Raw genomic sequence first — 22,028 nt, 5'->3', positions numbered from 1 at the left:
ACTTATGAAAAAAATACTTTTAATTGTGATCCTGGCATTTGCCGGGTCGGGAACTATTTACGCCCAAAAAGTTTCAGGAAAGATCAACGTTAAGACTACGGAAACCAACGGGCAGCCAGTTCCTTTCGCCAATGTACTGTTACGTCATGCAAAAGACTCTTCTCTTGTAAAAGGAGAACTGAGCGGGCAGGATGGAACAATTTCCTTCGATCATATCAATGAGGGTAAGTACTTCATTGAAGCGACCCTTATGGGGTATACAAAAGCCAGCACCTCCCCTTTCACCGTTGATGCTAACCACAAACTAATCCAGCTTCCTGCATTGACATTATCACCGTCGTCAAAGACATTGCAGGGAGTAACCGTTTCGGCTCAAAAACCATTCATTGAAAGAAAGAACGGAGCTACCGTACTGAACGTAGAAAGCAGCCTAGCCGCTTCCGGGGGCACTGCACTGGATGTACTAAAGCGCGCCCCTGGCGTGCAGATAGATAAAGATGACAATATCATACTGCAGGGAAACCAGGGCGCGACAATCATGCTGGATGGAAAATTGACATATCTCTCCGGAGAGCAACTGGCCAACCTCCTGAGAAGTTTGCCGTCAGAGAATATCTCTACCATTGAGATCATTACCAGTCCTTCTGCCAAGTATGATGCAGCAGGCAAAAGCGGTATTATCAACATCAAAACGAAGAAAACAGTTATTACCGGCATGAATGGCTCCTACAATATTACTGTGGGCGCAGGTAAGTATGCTTTTTACAACACAGGTATCAATCTCAACTGGCGGACCGAAAAGTTCAATCTGTTTGGTAGTTATAACAATGGGAACCGGGGATTTTTCCAGACCAGGTATATTGAACGCCGTATTACCGGAGATGTTCCACAATTATTCGTCTCGGATGTATTCAATAGACGCCGTTTTAAGAACAATAACTACAAGGCAGGACTCGACTATTTTATCAATTCAAAACATACGATAGGAGCACTTGTAAGAGGATATGACAATCACTTCCAAAGTGATGGAATTAATACCAACCCTATTAGTACTAATGGTAAGGTAGATTCCACCTTATACTCTGGCACCAGAGTCAGAAACGCATTTTCCAACATCTCAGTCAACCTGAACTACAAAGGCCAGTTGGATACCTCGGGTACCGAAATTACATTAGATGCCGACTGGGCAAAGTTCAAGGATAATAACAACATGCAGTTGAATGACAGCATGACTTATTTTAGCAATCGGCCGGGTAATTATCAGTCTATTAAGAATATGCCGGTAAATGATGTGACTATCAGAAGCATTAAGGCTGATCTTATACTTCCTTTTAATAAGAGTACTAAACTGGAAACGGGATTTAAGATCAGTACTGTGAAGACAGATAATAACCTACGATATGATTCATTACTCAATGGAAAATATGAAAGGGCTATTACACAGAGCAATCAGTTCATTTATACAGAAGAAGTATATGCCGCTTATGCTATTTTCAAAAAACAGGTTAAAAACACCGATATACAGGCTGGTCTGCGTGTGGAACAGACAAGATCTGACGGTCATTCAGTGACCTTAGGCTCGCACGTAAAGCGTTCTTACCTCGACTTCTTTCCCAGCTTTTCGATTGATCAAAAACTGAGTGAGTCACATAAAATCGGGGCGAACTACTCAAAGCGTATTTCCAGACCGAATTATGGAGACCTGAACCCCTTCGTGTTTTATATTGATAAGTTTAATTATTTCAAAGGCAACCCCTACATGTTGCCTGAATACATGCACAAAGCCGAATTGAACTATACATTTAAGCAGAAATACGTATTGGCTGTTTCCTATGGACTGACTAAAAACGTAGTACTGGAATACATGATACAGGACGATTCTTCAAAGGTGACTACCTTCTTTGACAGAAACTTCGAGAAGAGTAATGTGTACGCAATTACGCTCACCATTCCGATAGATCCGTTTAAATGGTGGAACATCACCAATAACATCAATGCCAACCGAACTTCATTCGACATAAAAGATACTACTGTAAATCTTACTACCAGTACCTGGGGCCTTAACTACCAGAGTACGCATACCTTTACCCTTCCCAAGGACTGGAAACTGGAGCTGAATGGTTACTATGAAAGTCCGTTTACCTGGGGAGTATACAGAATACGGTCCTCCTTTGCCATTGGCGCAGGAGTACAGAAGTCTTTTATGAATAAAAAGCTGGTAACCAAGCTGAATGTCTCTGACATTACCAACAGAGAACAGTTCCGCGGTAGTGCCAGGTTTGACAATATTAATATGTACATCAATAATCGCTGGCAGAACAGGCGTGTAAATCTCTCCCTTACCTGGAATTTTGGAAATAGCAATATAAAGGCAGCCAGAGACAGGGAAGCAGGGTCGGAACAACAAAGAGTGGGCGGCTAACGCGTGCCTTTGATGTATCCTTCGAGGTTGTCGATAATATACCGTTGTTCGTCGATAATGTACTTTACAACATCACCAATGGAAATCATCCCGACCAATCTAAGCTGGTCGTCTGTAACTGGTAAATGGCGGATATGTTTATCCGTCATTTTTACCATACAATCCTGAATACTGTCCTCTTCCATAACAGTAAACGGATTTTCAGTCATAATTTCTCTGATGAGTGTTTCTTTGGAAGCCCTGCCCTTTAAGATAACCCGGCGGGCGTAGTCACGTTCGGAGAAGATACCTACCACTCTTTCATTGTCGCCGAGCACGACCAGTGCACCCACGTTTTTGTCTACCAATACGCTTAATGCGTCAAATACGGTATCATCTGGCTGAATAGCATATACTGCATGGCCCTTTACCCGCAGAATGTCGCGCACTGTTCCCATAACGAGGTAATTTAGGAGTTAAGAATGGAGGAATACAAACCCTTTCTTTCTAAGTTAACAATTTATGCCCAAATATCCCCTAACCTATATAAATTTTCAGGGCAGTTCTTGCATACAGAATATTTATATATTACTTTACAGATCATTGGTTAAAAATCTGTTACTATTTAGAACCCTGATAATAAGCATTGTATGCGCAAATTGAGAATACACCTGGCAATCATTGCACTGACAGGCTTACTGGCCCCCTCCAGTAATGCTTCTGCTCAGAAAATCTTTAAGGACTGGCCTATGGGGACTGAGCCAGCTGCAATCGGTTTATTCGTAGCAAATCACTATCTGGCAGGACTGTTTTCCAATTTCGGTAATCCAGGTCTTCCACAATCAATTACTTATCCGGAGGTTTGCACCTGGTATGGGGCACTTCAGTTTGCAAAAGCTTCTGGAAACAAGGAACTGGCGCAGAAGCTCACTTTGCGTTATGAGCCTTTATTTGCACAATCTCAAAGCCTGGTACCTAAACCAGATCATGTAGATCACAGTGTGTTCGGAACAATTCCCCTGGAACTTTATCTGCAGACTAACCAAACCAAATACCTGGAAGTGGGTAAGCCGTTTGCAGATGAGCAATGGCAATTGCCTGCCAATCCGCAGCCAAATCAGCAGGAATTACAAGCAAAAGGCCTTTCCTGGCAAACGCGCATGTGGATAGATGACATGTACATGATTACTGTTCTGCAGGTAGAAGCCTTCCGTGCTACTGGCAATAAGGAATATCTTGATCGTGCAGCAAGGGAAATGGTTGTTTATCTGGATGCTATCCAGCAGCCAGACGGACTGTTCTTCCACGCGGCAGATGCGCCCTTTCTCTGGGGTCGCGGTAACGGCTGGATGGCAGCCGGTATGACAGAACTGCTCAGTGCCCTTCCTAACAGCCACGCCGACCGTACAAGAATTATGGATGGCTATAAGAAAATGATGGCTGCATTGAAGAAACTACAGGATAAGAACTATATGTGGCACCAATTACTGGATGATCCTAATTCATGGGCAGAAACGTCCTGCAGCGGTATGTTTACCTATGCCATTGTTACCGGAGTGAAAAAAGGCTGGCTGGAGGAAAAAGAGTACGGGCCAGTCGCTAAAAATGCCTGGACTACCCTGGTAAAATATATCAATGAAAGCGGAGATATCAGAGATGTCTGTGAGGGAACCAATAAAAGAAATGATCAGCAGTATTACCTAAATCGCTCCCGTGTGACAGGGGATCTGCATGGTCAGGCACCTATTTTATGGGCTGCCGCTGCCTTATTGGCCAACTAGCCTATCACAACCCTAAACACATGATTTTCCACTTGAAATGAAACATCAAAGCCTGCCACTACAGGCAGCTTAATTTTCACCCTCCAGGGTGTCTACATCACAAAGACAGCATAGCATAGTTACAAGAACGGTATAATAACGGTAACATATTGGTTATGAATAGCTACAGCCTCACTTTGGATAAAAAAGGAGCAGACCTATGCGTCAGCTTATTACCATATAGGTTTTGATGAGAAAAAGAACACTTTATTGCGAAAGGAGAACCTGATAAAGGCAGACTATCGCCAGTGTTTGCGGGATGCATAGATGATTGCCTGACGAGTCAAAAAGTAGTGGCCTGGCTTCATAAATCTAATAACGCTGGGAGAATGGATGGTAGTCCCAATTACCTAGCTCTATCAATCTCAAGTAATCTCTATACATGGAGGGGATGTCGATAAATATGCATGGTAGAACTCGATAGCGGGCGAGTTTAAGAAATGTCCATCTATGGCTTTCAGAAAGGCAGGAGGTGTAAAGATAGGCGCTGGCGATAAATATTCATAATAGAACTCGATAGCGCACGAGTTTAAGAAAATGCTCATCTATGGCTTCAGAATGGCAGGAGGTATAAATATGGAAGGGCTGGCAATAAATATTCATAACAAAACTCGATAGCGGGCAAGTTTAAGAAAATGCTCATCTATGGCTTTCAGAAAGGCAGGAGGTGTAAATATGGAGGCTCATGGGGGTAAAAGGCTATATGACTAATCACTGTTTGCCAAGACGTCCCAGGTACGTAGTCAAAGCGTCGTCCGGATGAAGAAAAGAAGGCTGTATCATATTCAGATACAGCCTTCTTTCTTATTTATTCAAGCTTCTTCTCTCCTTTTACAGTAGCTGCTTCCACCTGATGCTGATCCAGTACGATAATTTCATTTTCCCCTTTCTTCAACCATGGTGCAGGACAGTATAAACGTTTCTGCGGACCAATTTCCCAGTATCTTCCGAGGTTATGACCATTAACCCAAACCATACCTTTTTTGAAGTTAGACATGTCCAGATAGGTATCCCCTGTATTGGCGAGGGTGAATGTTGCCTTGAAGAACTCACCTTCTTTCACATCACCCGTTTTGGAAGGCTGCAATTGCTGTACAAACTCACTTTTCATTGGTAGACCATACACATCCCAGTTCATCAGTGTCATACCATTTAATGTGACGCGATCTGTGATACCTTTACGATCAAGCATAGCTTGGGCGAAGTTAATCCGACCCATTCCTTCTACGAATATCTCCAGTATAGGATCTTTTACGTCAGACTTTGGTAGCTCAATACTGTGTTCTCCCAGCCTGCGATCAATCTTACCAATATACTTACCATTCAGGAAGACAGTAGCATAATCATGCAGCTCAAGGATGTCCAGTTTACCACTCTTATGTCCTATCAGCATGGTCTTATAAACCATGTAACCATAATCTTGGCCGTAGGCTTCAAACGTTTTGGGCTGGACAGATTTCACAGCCGGAGGCAGATTTTCCCAGATGCTTGTGAAAGGCTTGAGCTGAAATTCGGGTATAGTGATGGTTGGTATTGCTTTGGGGATAGCTGGCAGTTTCTTCTTACTATAAGAAGCGATTAACGAGCGTAAAGCCATATACTTGGCTGTAGTATCTCCCTGCTCATTAATTGGCGCATCGTAGTCATAAGATGTCAGATCTGGCTCATACCCTTTGCCACCGGAATTTGCACCTGCAGTGAAGCCGAAATTGGTACCTCCGTGAATAACATACAGATTAAAGGAACGTTTTGTATCCATGAGAAACTTCACCTCTTTCACAATACCTGCCATATCAGGACGTGCCCACTTCTCACCCCAGTGAGTCAGCCAGCCGGGATAAGATTCACTACTAAAGGATGGGACATCAGGATTTTGCTTTTCTGCAGCTGCAAAATCTCCCTCAGAACTACCGGAATCCAGTCCGATAGCAGCTCCCGGCACGCTACCCGCTTCCAGCAGTGCTGCGACTGGCCCGTCGGCCGTATAGAAAGGTACAGTTATCCCATTCTGCTCCCACAGTTCTTTGATTTTGAGCATATAATCTCTATCATTACCGAAGCTGCCGTACTCATTCTCCACCTGCACCATAATTATAGGACCGCCGTTGGTTATCTGCAAGGGCTTCACCTGTTCTGATATTACTTTGATGTAACGTGCTGTGGCTTCCATGTATCTTGGGTCCATACAGCGTACTTTAATATCAGGGATTCTCAGCAGGTAAGGTGGTAGGCCACCAAATTCCCACTCTGCGCATACATAAGGGCCAGGGCGAAGCATCACCCACATTCCTTCTTCCTGCGCTATTTTAACAAAAGCAACGATGTCTCTGTTTTCGGAAGTGAAATCGAATTTACCTTCTTCCTGTTCATGATAGTTCCAAAATACATAGGCAGCTATAGTATTACATCCCATGGCTTTAGCCATTTGTATTCGGTGACGCCAGTATTCTTTCGGAATACGAGCCGGATGTAATTCTCCGCTGATGATCTGGTAAGGTTTACCGTCGAGTAAAAAATCTTTCTTAGCAAGGGAGAAGGTGTGCCTGGACTGCGCTTCGGCATTGCCCATAATACCGAGCAAGGCCATTGCACTGATGAATAGTACCTTTTTCATTGAGCCTGTAACTTAAAGTGAAAGGGAAAAATAGGTAATGTAGGCCGGAAAAGGTAAGTAAAGGCAATATCGTAGGCACAGTGGAGAAAATAGTACTAATCCTCAGAAACTGTATCCCATTCGTAACTTTACCGGACTTCCCAATAACCTAGTATCACTTGCAAGAAGATCATATAATAGCATCAAGTTACCTTTCAGCCATGCACCAACAGCATATTGCTTACTGATCCCCAATAATACACTCCGCATCCAGCTCCCAGGCTCTATTGACTGGCCGGCACGCCTAATGACAGACATATAATGCTGCTCTACACTTCCATTGATAAAGAAAGTATTTCTTAGCCTCCAATCCACAAAAGCCCTAAGTCCTATGCCCTCCCGACTCAGGGCTATTTCATTCCATCCATTGCCTAGACCAGCTTTATATGCCAGACCCATACCTGCACTACCATTCCGATGAAACCTATAACCCAGCTGCCCTGCAATTTCAGCTACAACGGGAATAATACGACCCGACCGCTGAAATTGTACATTACCACCCATTTCCAGGCGTTGCCAGAATGGTTTTGTCCTAATAGCCTTTGGCTTAAAATCAGGCTTATCTCCTGCATTAATCAGCCCAGGAAATCTCTCTTTGAGATCATCCAGCTGCGCTTTTGCCTGGTCCATGCGCTGGCTAACTACTTGTGCTGCATCAGGATGTTTCCCGCCCTTCTCCTGTAATAGCAGGTGTACCTGTTTACGAGTCTGCAAGATTTGGAGGTCCATAGTGGCCTTGCTAAACTCAGGGTCCAAGTATCCGGTCAATCCGGAACAGCGCTGGCTGAACTTTTTGTAGGCTGGCATCTGCTGCACCAATGCCAATACTTCCTGCTCAAGTTTAGTACTTTCAGCTAGTCGGAGAAGATGTTCGTTCAGCTGCTGTGTGTAATAATAGGCCGCCTTATCCATCTTACACAAATAACCGCGCATGCTGATATACTTAGACAATTGTAGTTTTAATATCCGTTGACGCTCCCGGATATATCCACTTACTTCTTTTGCATGGTGTAATCTCATTTGCAAGACGTTTACAGCATTCACTGTAGAACGAACCTGCTGCGCTGGAACACCTGCAAAGGCTGACTCACTAGTAAGAAACTTCAGCACATTATTCATACTTTCCAAATGAATATTCTGCTTTAATAGCTTACTTACATTCTTATACATTCCTACATACTGAAGCTCAGATAGTCCGTTGATATCAGTTGTAAAAAACTCTTTAGCAGCCATACTATCTACCTTTTGTAAGTGTCGTTTTATGTTATACTCCTGCTTATACATGCGCTTTAAAAGCCTGCCATTAGAGCGGCTTATCCGGCGTTTAGTACGCAAAGACTTATGACTAACTACGGAAAAGTATCTGGCTGGTACTCTTTTCTGCAGACTATCAACAGGCGACGACGTATACTGGTAGTTTGTGGTAAAAATGCTACGCAGTGTCATTACAAGAATGCTTATAATCAGACTACAATTCATATCTCTGGTTAACAATTAAACAATGGATTTCTTACACATTAAAGACAAAACAGAACGCGCAAAACGATGAAAAAAATCAAAAATATTTGATGAAATTATTGGCTAATTAGTAGCAGTATAACCATACAATTAGCAGATCATCATTATGCGCTTTACCGTCAGGCAACAGTCACCCCTAGCAATAAAATCACCTTCAATACCGTCCGTTAAAGCTGCATTTCAACCTACAATATAATATACTAATTCTCATCCTATAAAGAACGAACCAATAAGCACTTAGCTATTATTGCTAGTACGAGGAAAAGCTGACCTGGTATACTTATCAGAGCGAAATGCATCTGATATACCCTAAGCATTTTGCATTGCATTTTGATCGCCTTTTCTACTTTTAGAACAAATGAAACAGCCATAAGGAAGCCATCAATTGCTACTATCGAAATTGGCTAATTAGTAGCACTATAACCATACAATTAGCAGATCATCATTATGCGCTTATCATCGCACAATAGTCATTCCTAGCAACAAAATCACCTTCAATAACCGTCCGTTAACGCTGCAATCCAATCTGCAATATAATATACTAATTCTCACCCTATAAATAACGAACCAATAAGCACTTAGCAATTATAGCCGGTACATGTAAAAGCTGACCTGGCGTACTTGTCAGAAATGCAGCCCATCTCATATACCCTGAACATCCGGCATTTCATTTTCATCGCCTTTTTTACTTTCAGAACAAATGAAACAGCCATAAGGAAGCCATTGATGGCTACTATCAAAATTGGCTAATTAGTAGCAGTATAACCATACAATTAGCAGATCACTATTATGCGTTTTATCATCAGACAACAGTCATTCCCAGCAATAAAACCACCTTCCATAATCATCCGTTAACGCTGCATTTCAATCTACAATATAATATACTAATTCTCATCCTATAAAGAACAAACCAATAAGCCGTTAGCTATTATTGCCAGTACGTGGAAAAACTGGCTTGGCATACTTATCAGAACGCAATCCATCTCATACACTTTGAACACCCAGCATTGCATTTTCATCGTCTTTTTTCTTTCAGAACGAATGAAACAGCCATCAATTGCTGCTACCTGAAATGCATAAGTCGAACATACTTGTCTTACATATATGTTGTGAAAGGCCTGATATGTCACGTCTAAACTTCATGAGAAAAATACAGCAACTGTCATCACTGGATATGTGACAACCGAAATAGTAATTTCGTGCTTATTGATCTAATCTCCCGGTTGCGTTATTAGACTAGCAGAAGGCTATTATCATCCTCCCATTAACGATACTTCGCCCTGAGAGCCTGCGTCTGTCTTACGCTTCCCACCGGTACAATATCAGGTGATAAGGCGCCGTTCTCCTCTCCTTCCAGGGCGATTACTTTCAATACGGTAGATAATATTAGTAGTCAGGTACAGTTTGCGGGTTTCGGGGACAATCACGAGCAGCATACCTCATCGCCTCCGCAGTGGCTGTATACTGGAACAGCTGCCAGGTTGCATTCTTTCTAGCAGATTTGTATATACAAGGCCAGAAGTTAGTATCTTAAGGGGGAGAAGATAATATACATTCACCATCATATCAACGGCTTCATAGCCTACCAGGTGCACACCTAATTATATCACAGGAGCTAATAAACACCCTCCATGACATGTTACCCGGCAGACCTATACTCCATATCACTAAACTCAAGCTCCCCCCTTGCTAGACGATACTAATACTAAGTCCGGAAAGGTAGTGTACATTATATTGAAATACCCTAATAGCTGCTTTAGACTAATCAGCCTCACTCCAATTACAGTACAGAAGCTAATAAATAATAGCTCACCCAGCAGCCCTAGATTCCATATCACCAAACTGATAAGGATGCTCTTTGTCATTCACCCAGTATTCCTGGGATAGCTTCATCAAAAGCGTAAGATCAGCGCTGTTTTCGGATAATTCTTCCCTATCTGCGGTTGTTGAAAAAAAGGGTTGGGCAAATACCCATGGGGGCGTTAATAGCTGTGGTGTGCATCAACGACAAGTGCTTCATAGGTATTTTCGTTCTGTGCGCTCATGTAGGCGTGCATCTTGTCTGATAAAAATTAATCAGGGAACCAGGCAGGAAGAATGATATCCTCCGCTGCCCGATTCCCTGATTGTCTATTCAATTAAATATTTCCTTTCTTCATCTCCTTCACTGCATAGTCCACTGCTCTTGCTGTCAGCGCCATATAAGTCAGGGAAGGGTTTACGCATGCTGCGGATGTCATAGCAGCTCCATCTGTAACAAATACGTTTTTCACTGCGTGCATCTGATTCCAGCCATTCAGGATAGACGTCTTCGGATCGCGGCCCATACGTGCTGTACCCATTTCATGAATGGCCATACCTGGATATGAACCATTGTCATAAGTGTGTACATCCTTGAATCCTGCTGCTTCCAGCATTTCTGCCGCATCATTCATCATATCCTTACGCATCTTCATTTCGTTCTCCTTGAACTCTGCATCAAACTTCAATACCGGCTGGCCCCAGTCGTCTTTCACGGAGTTATCCAGTGTTACCTGGTTATCTTCGTAAGGCAGACATTCTCCGAAACCGCCCAGTCCCATGCTCCAGGAGCCTGGTTCTGACAGCATATCTTTGAAGTCTTTACCGACACCCATTTCAGCAATACCACGCGCCCAGCTGCCACGGCCTGCACCACCCTGGTAACCGAAACCACGCAGATAGTCACGCTTGTCGCTACCGATATTCCTGTAACGAGGGATATAGATACCGTTTGCACGGCGGCCAAAGAAGTATTTATCATCAAACCCTTCTGCACGACCGGAAGCACCTGTACGGAAATGGTGATCCATCAGATACTTACCTAATACGCCACTGTCATTACCCAGTCCATTAGGGAAACGGGTAGAGGTAGAGTTAAGCAGTACAAAAGTGGTACCCAGTGTAGAACCATTTACAAAGATCACTTTCGCATAATACTCAGTCATCTGTTTCGTGTTCTTATCAATCACCCTCACACCGGTTGCTTTACCCTGTTTTTCATCGTAGATCACAGAGTTCACAATACTGTCCGGCTTCAATGTCAGATTACCTGTAGCAACTGCAGCAGGCAATGTAGATGACTGGGTGCTGAAGTAAGCCCCGAATGGACAACCTCTGCTACACAGGTTACGGAACTGACACTGCGTACGGCCAGGCAATGGCTTGGTAATGTTAGCCACACGACCCATTGTGATTTTACGTGTAGGGAAGGCCTGTTCTACTTTAGACTTCAGTTCTTTCTCTACACAGTTCATCTCCATTGGAGGCATAAATATACCATCCGGTAACTGCGGCAGGTTTTCGGCCTGACCACTGATACCTGCAAATTTCTCAACATAGTCATACCATGGTGCCAGATCCTTATAGCGGATAGGCCAATCCACGGCAATACCATCTTTCAGGTTGGCTTCAAAATCAATATCACTTAAACGGTAAGACTGACGGCCCCACATGATGGACTTTCCACCCACGATATCCGGACGGTACCAGTCAAAACGTTTTACCTCATTATATGGACTCTGGGAGTCATTAATCCAGTATTTTTCATTATGCTCACTGTATGGATAATCGCGGCTCAGTTTAGGGTGCGTCTCGCGCTGTTCTACAGTCAGACGGCCACGATGCTTAAATTCCCAGGGATCTTTAGTAGCTGTTTCGTAATCCTTAACGTGTTCTAATTTCTTTCCTCTATCCAGCATTAAAACTTTGAGACCTTTCTCGGTGAGCTCTTTTGCTGCCCATCCACCGCTAACGCCGGAGCCTACTACGATTGCGTCATACGTATTCTGCTCCTGAGCTTTCATATTAAGATTCATGGAATTTGTTGTTTTTGTGTTGATACATTGATTCTTCTCGCACGCCGGAGTGCCTTACACAGCCCATGCTTTTTCCCCTTTTGTGTAAGGGATACAGCCTTCATATTTACCTGGTACCGGCACATAACGGAGCGCCTTCGTAGCTCCAGCCTCCGAGGTGAAATAACCCGTCAGGGTCAGCTCCTTCAGGATCTGGAAGTAATGGGTCGGATCGCCCTCTTTTTTGTTATCACGCTTATTGTAATCAACGCGTTCCTTGTCAATAGCCGTCAGAATGGTTGTCTTCTGTTCAGCGGTCAGGTCAACAAAAGACTTCTTAAACTGTTGGTTACTTGCTTCATCGACTTTCTTCAGACCATCCAATACAACTTTCTGGTCCTCAGGCTTGTAACAATCATTCAGAATTGTAACAATGAACTCCTCCACCTTGGCGGCCTTTGCGCCCGGCGTGCTTGTCTCCGGAATAATCGTCTCTGCAATCTCGGCCAGCAGACTCTTTGTCTCAGGAGCCTGGAGTGCATAGTTATCAGGGCCTTTCGGGTTACAGCCTTCCAGGGCTGATAACGTGGACGCGGAAATAGCGCTACCCAGCAAAAGGGCAACGTTCCGGATGGCTTCTCTTCTATTCATAATAGTAAATTGATTTGACCTTTCGCCCTAAGTTTCAAAAAAAAAATGACTTTTCATAAAAAAATAATTAAACGGAAGTTCAAATATCCGAAAATGTAAAAAAACGAAAGGGCGTCCCGTCTTAAACGAAACGCCCTTTCTATCCATTTTGTTGAGATAACTACATAATGTACTTCCCTTTTTCATCTACCAGTATCACCGGCAGCTTATGATGAGTCTCAAAATAATCGTACGCATACTTCAGATCCACCCAGAACTTCTCAGAAGAATTATCCTTCAACGCAAAGTTACCCAGGTAATCCAACGAACGAATATTACCAAACTTCACCGGGAAGACGTGCACCGGAATAAAATCCTGTCCGGAGTTTTTGGCATTCACTGCCAGGATATACACCTCTTCTATAAAATCGTCCGTCAGCGGTATACAACCTATCGTCAGACAGCTACCATGGATATAGATATCACCGCCCGGCTTTTTCGGGTCACTGAGGATCTTATCTGCAAAATTCGGATAGTTGATACCTAATGACAGATGGTAACTACTATTCGGATTGAAATCGTTGATATAATAAAACCCTTCCGGCACCTGTCTGTCTCCTTCCTTGCGCTTCGGCCCCATCTTGCCAGACAAGGTACATACCCGGTAAGATTTGAACAGGCGGAACGTATCGGTTACCTTGTTCTTCACCCATATTTCCAATTCACTGTCGAGCTTAAAAGAACGCACAAAAATGTACTTCGCCGGATAATCCAGCCCTTTCTTCTTAAACTCTTCCTTCAGTTGCTCTTCCTTGTCCCGGAATGCTGCGCCTACCTTCGGGAACATCTTCTGATTATCCAGGAAGGATTGTTGCTGCTGGGCCTGCACTTTCCCCATTCCCAGCAGTATCAAAACTGCTAAAACGACCTGTTTCATAGATATTTTAACACAATTTTACAAGTTCACATTATCATAAACCTATCTTACGGAAGCACTTCCTGCCGGTTGCATGTTAAAAGTCCAATATGCAAGAAAGAACAATAACAGAGAAAACAACGCATATATGACCATCCCTACTTTACGATTAGCAAACCTTAAAATGTAGTGGCGCTGGCCCTGGTAGATCAATACAGCGGTAATCATCTGAAATATTCCTCCCAACAAAAATAATACTCCGAACAAAGTTTGTACTCTCATAAGAAAACGATCTCTTATGCAAATTATTTTAAATTCCTGAACATTTACAATACCATGAAAAGGTCAAATTTGATGGTCAGCTAAGATGGAGGAAGAAAGAAGCTAACTGCCAGGCAGAGCGAAGCGAGCCGTAGCGGGAGGTAAAACCATAAAAAAGGAACTAAGAATAAGCATAGTTTCTCCAACGGAAGTCGCTATCCCTTATTCTTAATTCCTTATTTCTATGTAATGCTTATATAAGCGCTATAACAAAGATGCTCATTACAGATTACCTCTGAGTGCCTGTTCTCTTTCGATAGACTCAAACAATGCCTTGAAGTTACCCTTACCGAAAGATTTAGCGCCCTTACGCTGGATGATCTCGAAGAATACGGTCGGACGGTCCTGTACCGGTTTGGTGAATATCTGCAACAGATAACCTTCGTCATCCCGGTCAACGAGTATGCCCAGTTGTTTCAGTGGCAGCAGGTCTTCATCGATCTGCCCTACCCTGTCCAGCAGCGTAGCATAATAAGACTCAGGTACAGTCAGGAACTCCACGCCCCTGTTCTGCAGCTCGGTAACGGTATGAATGATATTGTTAGTAGCAATGGCTACGTGCTGTACACCCGGACCGCGATAGAAGTCAAGATACTCTTCGATCTGAGACTTCTTCTTACCTTCTGCCGGCTCATTGATAGGGAATTTCACCCTGCCATTGCCATTACTCATCACCTTACTCATCAGTGCAGAGTATTCAGTAGATATATCCTTATCATCGAAAGACAGCAGGTTACGGAAGCCCATCACCTGTTCGTAGAAATCTACCCAGGTATTCATCTCGTTCCAACCCACGTTGCCTACACAATGATCCACGTATTGCAGGCCTGTTTCTGCAGGCTGATAAGCAGGATTCCATGCTTTAAAACCAGGGAGGAAAGGACCGCTGTAGTTTTTACGCTCTATGAACAAGTGCACAGTTTCTCCATAGATATGAATACCACTGCGTACGATAGTACCAAATTCATCTTCTTCTACAACAGGTTCCATATAAGGTTTAGCGCCTCTTTTCACAGTCTCTTCAAATGCCGCACGCGCGTCATCTACCCACAGCGCTAATACTTTCACACCATCTCCATGCTCCTGGATGTGGCGGGCCATGTCATTGTCCGGTTGCAGCGGCGTAGTCAGCACAAAGCGCAGCTTGTTCTGCACCAGTACATAAGACACCCTGTCTTTTACACCTGTCTCCGGACCAGCATATGCCAGCGACTGAAAACCAAAGGCTGTTTTATAGTAGTGCGCCGCCTGTTTGGCATTACCTACATAAAACTCCACGTAATCTGTACCATTCAATGGTAAAAAGTCCTGCGCGTTAGCAGGAACAGCCGCAACGGCCGCATCTGATGTTGTATGCATGATGGATTGGTTTTAGAAGTTTTGGTGTATGATCAATATTTGCAGATCAATACGTAATAGTATGTTAAAACAATGCGCCTGCGCATTAATAATATGACAGGCATAACCACTGAGATGGGCGCGAAAAGACCAATAAGTAAAAAGGAAAATAATAACAGAACGCCCGTAAAAGGCAGTGTCATACCTGCGCTCAGGATCGAGCAGAATCCATAGCCAGCGTTGCCATCAGGAAGTAGTACTTGCTGTGACGCTGATCGGAAATTTTATGGTATGTATGCAGGTGAAGCATAAATTAGTTGCTAATGCAATATTAGCATTTCAGAATATGAAATCCAAATAAATATTGAGGGGTAACAGTACCTCCGGGAATCCTCAGCATATGCCCGGAAAAGCACTTATCTGACTATACAAATAGCCCTGGCAACCGGCCTGTCTACTTGCGGATATACTGACCGAAATAGTCAGTAAACTTGTCATTGCCATAGTCTGCCGCTCCCTCCTGCCGGTATACCACCTTACCACTCTTGCTGATGATCACCGTGGTAGGAATAGACTTGCCTAGTAGTTCCCCGGGTATCCTGCTATCTGCCACATACACCGGCAAATCATACTTATGTTTGGTAATAAAGTGCTTCGCCTTTTTATAGTTTCCGTCCGTATCTACCGTCAGAAATACGACGTTCTTATCGTCCTTGTACTTCTTATACAAAGTATTGATAGATGGCATCTCTGCCCGGCATGGCGGGCACCAGGTTGCCCAGAAGTTCAGAAACACCACCTTTCCTCTCAGCGAAGACAGGGTGAAACTATTCCCGTTTCCATCTGAAAACGCCATATCCGGCGCTGCCTCCATCTCTACTGTTTCCGCTTCCGTTACCCCTGGCTGAAACAGTCCCACCTTCATCAATCCCTGCATCACCGCTGCTTTGACGGAAGGATTAACCAGCATCAGCACCAGGAAAATAGTCATGATACCAGACATGATGTTAGACAAAGAAAAGAAGCGTTTTATACCCATACGTTTATTTATGCTTGTTACCGTAAAAATACGACTTTTCAGCAGCAACCACATCTCAGCCTGTATACCCCTCCCCTGGCTGTTCCCGGCAGATTTTCGCCGGAAACCGGCCAGCAATATTATACCATCATGCTTATCACCTCAGCATAAAAACACCCTACAATGAAAAAATAATTAGTAAGTAAATGAATGTTTACTTACTTTTGTCTTGCCGAACAGGAAAAAGAATATTGTCATGAGACCAAAGAACCTGGAAAAAGAAGAAGCCATCCGTTCCATTGCCCTGCAGATCATCGCAGAAGAAGGCCTGGAAAACCTGAGTATGCAGAAGCTGGCAAAAGCCGCCAACGTATCGCCACGAACCATCTACATCAAATATGAAAACAAGGAAGACTTCCTGATAAAACTGTTTATTGACGAAGTACTTGGCTCATACGAGAAAGCTGTGATGGAAAAATTCAATCCGGATATGGGGTTTGCTGAAGGTGTTAAGAAAATATGGACCAACAGCTTCCGCTACTTCAAAGAGAACCGGCATTACTATGTACTCATGCAATACGGGAAATCCTCTCCCCTACTGAATAAAGCATACCAGGACCGCGATATCAAAGAAGGTGATTTTTTCACGCCGATACACCAGTTCCTGCAACTGCATATGAAAGCCGGCAATATCATCAAACTACCTGTTGCTGCGTACAGGGCCATCCTCTTTGCGCCGCTGTTTGACCTGATTAACGAATACTTTGAACACACAACGCGGCCTAAACAAATCATCACGGATAAAGTACTTGCAGATAGCTGCGAGGCTGTGGTCAACGGACTGCTGGTGTAAAAACCTCCTACTTTAAAACATATCATATGAACAACATTTTCAACAAGAAAATTGCTATCGTCGGTGGTGGCCCGGGTGGCCTTACCCTGGCCAGAATACTACAGATGCGGCATGCAACCGTTACCGTGTATGAAAGAGACGTGCATAAAGACGCCAGGGCGCAGGGCGCTACGCTGGACCTGCATTATGAATCAGGGCTAAAAGCGCTGGAGGTTGCCGGACTAATGGACGCTTTTAAAGCAAACTTCCGTCCGGGTGCAGATAACATGCGCATCTGCGACAAAGACGCTAATATCATCCAGGAGTACGCCAACGCTGATGCCGGCCCTGTAAAAGGTTACCGCCCGGAAATAGACCGCGGACCACTAAAAAAAATACTGCTGGAATCTCTTCACCCAGACACGGTTGTATGGAATAGCCAGCTTGTTTCTTTAACGCCCATCAATGATTCCTGGCAGCTTAACTTCAAAGATGGCACTACTGCTTTTGCTGATATCGTAATCGCTGCTGATGGTGCCAATTCGCGTATCCGCCCATACATCACGCCAGTAAAACCATTCTATGCAGGCATCACCATGGTGGAAGGAACGGTATATGACTCGGCAAAGAATAGTCCGCAGATACATCAGCTGCTAAACAATGGTAAACTCTTCATCTTGGGAGAGGATAAATCACTGATTGTAAGTTCCAAAGGTGACGGAAGTCTGGTGTTTTATACGGGCTGTAAAACTTCGGAAGACTGGGTAAAAACATCCGGCATAGACTTCTCAGATAAGTTGCAGGTACTGGCCTGGTTCAAAGCAACCTTCCCGGGATGGCATAACATCTGGCATGAACTGTTTGAAAATGCTGCGGCTCCTTTTATCCCACGGCCGCAATACTGCATGCCGTTAGATCAGACCTGGGAGGCGTTACCTAACCTGACTATGATTGGAGATGCTGCTCACCTGATGCCTCCGTATGCCGGTGAGGGCGTGAACATGGCAATGTTAGATGCACTGGAACTGGGCCTTTGCCTCACAGATGAAATTTATACGGATACCCGTAGTGCCATTGCAGCTTATGAGATAAGTATGCGCACCCGTGCGGCTGCTACAGCTGAACTGACCATCGAGTCAACCAATGCATTACACGCCCCTGATGCCTTGTCGTACCTCCTGCAAACTGTCAGCTGATAGCTGACATGTACTACCCTTTTCCGGCTGCAATACCTCGGTATGCCACTTTGCGACCTGCATATTCATAAAGAGCTTACAGGATTTTTCACACATTGCTCTTCTTACTATTCGTGCGCGTAGTACATCTCTTTCCAGCTGTATATGCGCAACGCTTATATGTAAGATACAGCGAGTGTGTGGCCCGGTCTATCAGTTCTTTCAGGAAGGACTGTAGTGACCTAGCTATACTGCATATAATCAGAAAGGGCCGCTCTTACTGAACGACCCTTTCTTTTATACTGTTACAACAAACTGCAACAACTGGTATTATCTGTATTTCTGATAACGGGCAAAAGCCTTTGTTATAGCAGGGCCAATCCTCGTTCACTATTACATAAAATGGCAATAGTGACTGTTATCTATACAAGCTGTAGCTGGTACAATTTATCGTTGATATACTTTATTTCTTCAGCGCTCAGTTTAACGTTGATAGCTCTGGCGTTCTGAATAGCCTGTTCTGCATTACGAGCGCCTACTAATGCAACCGTAATACCCGGACGATCAATTGTCCAGCGGATAACCAGCTGTGCCAGCGACACGCTTTTACTTTCTGCCATCGGCCTGATGTGATCAAGGAATGCATTGATACGGGTCAGATTATCTGCCTGATAGAATTTAGATCCTGCACGTGTATCTCCTTCCCCGAACTGATGGCCGGGTTTGATCTTACCGGAAAGTATACCTCTTTGCAGCGGACTGTAAGCCAGTATAGCCTTCTTCTGCTCGATGCAATAAGGCACCAGTTCATTTTCGATATTCCTTTCCACCATACTGAACGGCACCTGGTTAGAGGCAAGTTTCACAACTGCATCTGCTTCTTTCATCTGAGCAACATTATAATTGCACACACCAGCTTCACGGATTTTACCCTGCTCCTTCAGACGTAGCACTGCCTCAAAGGTCTCTTCAATAGGGGTAGTCACATCCGGCCAATGTATCTGCAGCAAGTCGATATAATCGGTGCCCAATCTTTTCAGACTGTTCTCACACTCTTCAATCACACTTTCCTTGCCTGCATACTTGTAGATATCAATAGCATTGCCTGCGTTATCTTTACTGTTAAAGGCAAGGGAGCCTTTAGCTAGATCCCAGCGCATACCGAATTTTGTCAGTATCTGTACTTTAGATCTGTCCAGTCCTTTAAGCGCTTCTCCCGTTAACTCTTCGCTTAGTCCTTGTCCATAGATCGGTGCGGTATCAATAGCAGTAACGCCCTCGTCTATAGATGCACGGATTGCCTTAACTGCATCATTTGCTTCTGTACCACCCCACATCCAGCCGCCGATAGCCCATGCGCCAAAGGTAATGGCCGATACTTTCAGATCACTGTCGCCTAATTGCCTGTACTCCATTTTTGTATTTATTTTTCGCGTTTAAACATTGGTGAATACCGGTATATAAGAATGAGCCATCAGTTGCTGATAAGACTGTTATAACTGTCTCCCCTGTTTGCTATTGCTTCATCATACCGATATACCTTCGTGGTATGAAGATAGTTCATACCCGCCAGTAGTCGCTACTATGGTTTAAGATAGTTGTGCTATGCCTGACATTGCTCACCTTCTTCAAGCGCTATTTTTTATGCTTTATGAGTGCCGGTGAATGTTTACTGCTTAACTTTTCCAGCTCATGGTATATGCTTCATCCTCTATTCCCAGGGCCTCTTCGGTGATCTGTAGGGGATGAAACGTATCGACCATCACTGCCAGTTCTTTTGTTTCTTTTGCACCAATACTCTTTTCTACAGCGCCCGGGTGAGGACCATGGGGAATACCGCCCGGATGAAGTGTGATCATGCCCCTGGTGACGTGTTTACGACTCATAAAGTCGCCATCAACATAATAGAGTACTTCATCACTGTCTATATTGCTGTGATTGTAAGGGGCTGGAATTGCCTGTGGATGGTAGTCGTACAACCGCGGACAAAACGAGCATACTACAAAATTGTGTGCTTCAAAGGTCTGGTGTACCGGAGGTGGCTGATGTACACGGCCGGTGATAGGTTCAAAGTCATGAATGGAAAATGCGAAAGGATATTCGTAGCCATCCCATCCTACTACATCAAACGGATGGTGTGCGTAATGAATGGGATACATCACTCCTTTCTTTTTTATGCGGATCAGGAAATCCCCGGCTTCATCGATCGTTTCGAGGTTCTGTGGCTGACGAATGTCACGTTCGCAATAAGGCGCATGTTCCAGCAACTGGCCGTATTGACTCAGGTATCGCTTTGGATAACGGATAGGACTGAACGATTCAACAATAAACAGCCTGTTGTCAGCCCCAGTAAATTTCATCTGGTAGATGGTGCCTCTGGGAATCTGCAGGTAATCGCCGTATCCGAAAGATAGCTGACCATATTGTGTATGGAGCACTCCTGCGCCTTCGTGTATGAAGATCAGTTCATCAGCATCTGCATTTTTATAGAAATAGTCTGTCATACTCTGCCGTGGCGCAGCGAGTACGATATGGCAGTCGTTATTAACCAGTACTGGTTTCCTGCTTTGCAGAAAGTCATCTTCCGGTTGGATACTGAATCCCTGAAAGCTGCGGTGTTTCAACATTTTTTCTTCCGCCACTTTGGGTGCTACGCTATAGGGCTCATCTACTTTCATGATTTCTGTAGGTGGATGGCAATGATATAACAATGTTGAATTGGAAGAGAAGCCTTCTGTCGAAAACAATTGTTCTGAATACAGGGTACCGTCAGGCTTACGGAATTGCGTATGGCGTTTGTGGGGAACGTTTCCCAGTTTATGATAATGCGGCATGATGGATGGTTTTTCAGACAGTTATCCCGGATGAGTGAACGCGGAATACCGTCTGACAATTTTGTGACAATATATTGTTTTGGTGAGGTCCGGGGTATTAACCTGCGGATCTGAGGTTTGTAGTGAGGCAGGACAGTCACACACCCTTTGTTGCTGATAGGCTTATAAGGCGGTAGCATATCCTGAAACGCTCTACCGGCTTACGATTCCCTCCAGCAGGAAGCAGTACTTCCAGCGGCGCTTATCTATGTAATATGTGAAGTTGCGGAAATAAGGCATGTCTAACGTGGTTATTACAAATATAGGGATAATCAGGATCTTTTGGTTGGTATGCCGACTTCTCCCGGACTTTGCCTGGAGGTCGCTTGGAGGTCGCTTGGACTACCCTTGGACTACCCCTGTACTATGCATATCATTTAAAACAAGGTAGGCTTAAGATTCCGTGTACGTTCCGTCTTTGTTCGGGCCAGTGTGCGGTACCGTCTTCAGGACTGGTGCCGGCCTACAGCAGTATCTATGTAATAAAAGACCGGAAAGTTGTCCGGTACAGCCTTATACCCGGAAAATTTCTCAAATTCACCCGATCTATTTTAAATAATTTCAAAACTTTGACAATTCATTTGTTAATCTGAAAGTATTTGTGCACTTTTGTTTGCGAAAAGTAAATTGTTTTAAATAGTGCTACCAATAGTTACATACTTCACTTCTGCAACTCGCGCCATCTCCGGGGCGGGAATCAGCACTATTACAATTACAT

14 protein-coding genes are annotated in these 22,028 nt (G+C 44.1%); 4 read left to right on the top strand and 10 right to left on the bottom strand.

Annotation, left to right across the window (positions count from 1 at the left end):
- Window positions 1-4: 4 nt before the first annotated feature.
- Window positions 5-2,422, top strand: a complete 2,418-nt coding sequence (locus K1Y79_RS25325; RefSeq protein ID WP_220253010.1) for an outer membrane beta-barrel protein — start codon at window positions 5-7, stop codon at window positions 2,420-2,422.
- Here K1Y79_RS25325 and K1Y79_RS25320 read toward each other — a convergent pair.
- Entirely contained in the window at window positions 2,419-2,859 is a 441-nt protein-coding gene (locus tag K1Y79_RS25320; protein ID WP_220253009.1) for a CBS domain-containing protein, read from the bottom strand. The genes K1Y79_RS25325 and K1Y79_RS25320 overlap by 4 nt on opposite strands.
- Before the next feature lie 192 nt (window positions 2,860-3,051).
- Between K1Y79_RS25320 and K1Y79_RS25315 the strand changes: the two genes are divergently transcribed.
- The gene (locus K1Y79_RS25315; protein ID WP_220253008.1) at window positions 3,052-4,182 is read left to right on the top strand and encodes a glycoside hydrolase family 88/105 protein; all 1,131 of its coding nucleotides are present in this window, start codon (window positions 3,052-3,054) and stop codon (window positions 4,180-4,182) included.
- Between the two features lie 847 nt (window positions 4,183-5,029).
- Here K1Y79_RS25315 and K1Y79_RS25310 read toward each other — a convergent pair.
- The 7 genes from K1Y79_RS25310 to K1Y79_RS25280 form a co-directional block, all read right to left on the bottom strand.
- Window positions 5,030-6,835: a glycoside hydrolase family 35 protein gene (locus K1Y79_RS25310; RefSeq protein ID WP_236059838.1), complete on the bottom strand. Its 1,806-nt coding sequence runs from the start codon at window positions 6,833-6,835 to the stop codon at window positions 5,030-5,032.
- A gap of 102 nt (window positions 6,836-6,937) precedes the next feature.
- Window positions 6,938-8,353 carry a hypothetical protein gene (locus tag K1Y79_RS25305; RefSeq protein WP_220253007.1) on the bottom strand — a complete coding sequence of 472 codons (1,416 nt, stop codon included), beginning with the start codon at window positions 8,351-8,353 and terminating at the stop codon, window positions 6,938-6,940.
- Window positions 8,354-10,530: 2,177 nt separating this feature from the next.
- Entirely contained in the window at window positions 10,531-12,228 is a 1,698-nt protein-coding gene (locus K1Y79_RS25300; protein WP_220253006.1) for a GMC oxidoreductase, read from the bottom strand.
- Window positions 12,229-12,282: 54 nt separating this feature from the next.
- Complete coding sequence (locus K1Y79_RS25295; RefSeq protein WP_220253005.1) at window positions 12,283-12,858, bottom strand: gluconate 2-dehydrogenase subunit 3 family protein; 576 nt, start codon at window positions 12,856-12,858, stop codon at window positions 12,283-12,285.
- A 160-nt stretch (window positions 12,859-13,018) separates the two neighbouring features.
- Window positions 13,019-13,774, bottom strand: a complete 756-nt coding sequence (locus K1Y79_RS25290; protein WP_220253004.1) for a L,D-transpeptidase family protein — start codon at window positions 13,772-13,774, stop codon at window positions 13,019-13,021.
- Window positions 13,775-14,296: 522 nt separating this feature from the next.
- Window positions 14,297-15,433 carry a 4-hydroxyphenylpyruvate dioxygenase gene (hppD, locus tag K1Y79_RS25285; RefSeq protein WP_220253003.1) on the bottom strand — a complete coding sequence of 379 codons (1,137 nt, stop codon included), beginning with the start codon at window positions 15,431-15,433 and terminating at the stop codon, window positions 14,297-14,299.
- A gap of 433 nt (window positions 15,434-15,866) precedes the next feature.
- The gene (locus K1Y79_RS25280; protein ID WP_220253002.1) at window positions 15,867-16,451 is read right to left on the bottom strand and encodes a TlpA family protein disulfide reductase; all 585 of its coding nucleotides are present in this window, start codon (window positions 16,449-16,451) and stop codon (window positions 15,867-15,869) included.
- A 235-nt stretch (window positions 16,452-16,686) separates the two neighbouring features.
- On the opposite strand from K1Y79_RS25280, the gene K1Y79_RS25275 reads away from it, so the two are divergent.
- Together K1Y79_RS25275 and K1Y79_RS25270 are read left to right on the top strand one after the other, a co-directional pair.
- Complete coding sequence (locus K1Y79_RS25275) at window positions 16,687-17,283, top strand: TetR/AcrR family transcriptional regulator (protein WP_220253001.1); 597 nt, start codon at window positions 16,687-16,689, stop codon at window positions 17,281-17,283.
- A gap of 26 nt (window positions 17,284-17,309) precedes the next feature.
- Window positions 17,310-18,458 (top strand): FAD-dependent oxidoreductase, encoded by a 1,149-nt coding sequence (locus tag K1Y79_RS25270; RefSeq protein ID WP_220253000.1) that lies wholly within the window; start codon window positions 17,310-17,312, stop codon window positions 18,456-18,458.
- A gap of 401 nt (window positions 18,459-18,859) precedes the next feature.
- On the opposite strand, the gene K1Y79_RS25265 is transcribed toward K1Y79_RS25270, so the two are convergent.
- Both K1Y79_RS25265 and K1Y79_RS25260 read right to left on the bottom strand, forming a co-directional pair.
- Window positions 18,860-19,852: an aldo/keto reductase gene (locus tag K1Y79_RS25265; protein WP_220252999.1), complete on the bottom strand. Its 993-nt coding sequence runs from the start codon at window positions 19,850-19,852 to the stop codon at window positions 18,860-18,862.
- Window positions 19,853-20,113: 261 nt separating this feature from the next.
- Entirely contained in the window at window positions 20,114-21,271 is a 1,158-nt protein-coding gene (locus K1Y79_RS25260; RefSeq protein ID WP_220252998.1) for a homogentisate 1,2-dioxygenase, read from the bottom strand.
- Window positions 21,272-22,028: the final 757 nt, after the last annotated feature.

The organism is Chitinophaga rhizophila, from assembly GCF_019492185.1.
Lineage (GTDB): Bacteria > Bacteroidota > Bacteroidia > Chitinophagales > Chitinophagaceae > Chitinophaga > Chitinophaga rhizophila.
This window is presented reverse-complemented; position numbering and strand designations above follow the sequence as displayed.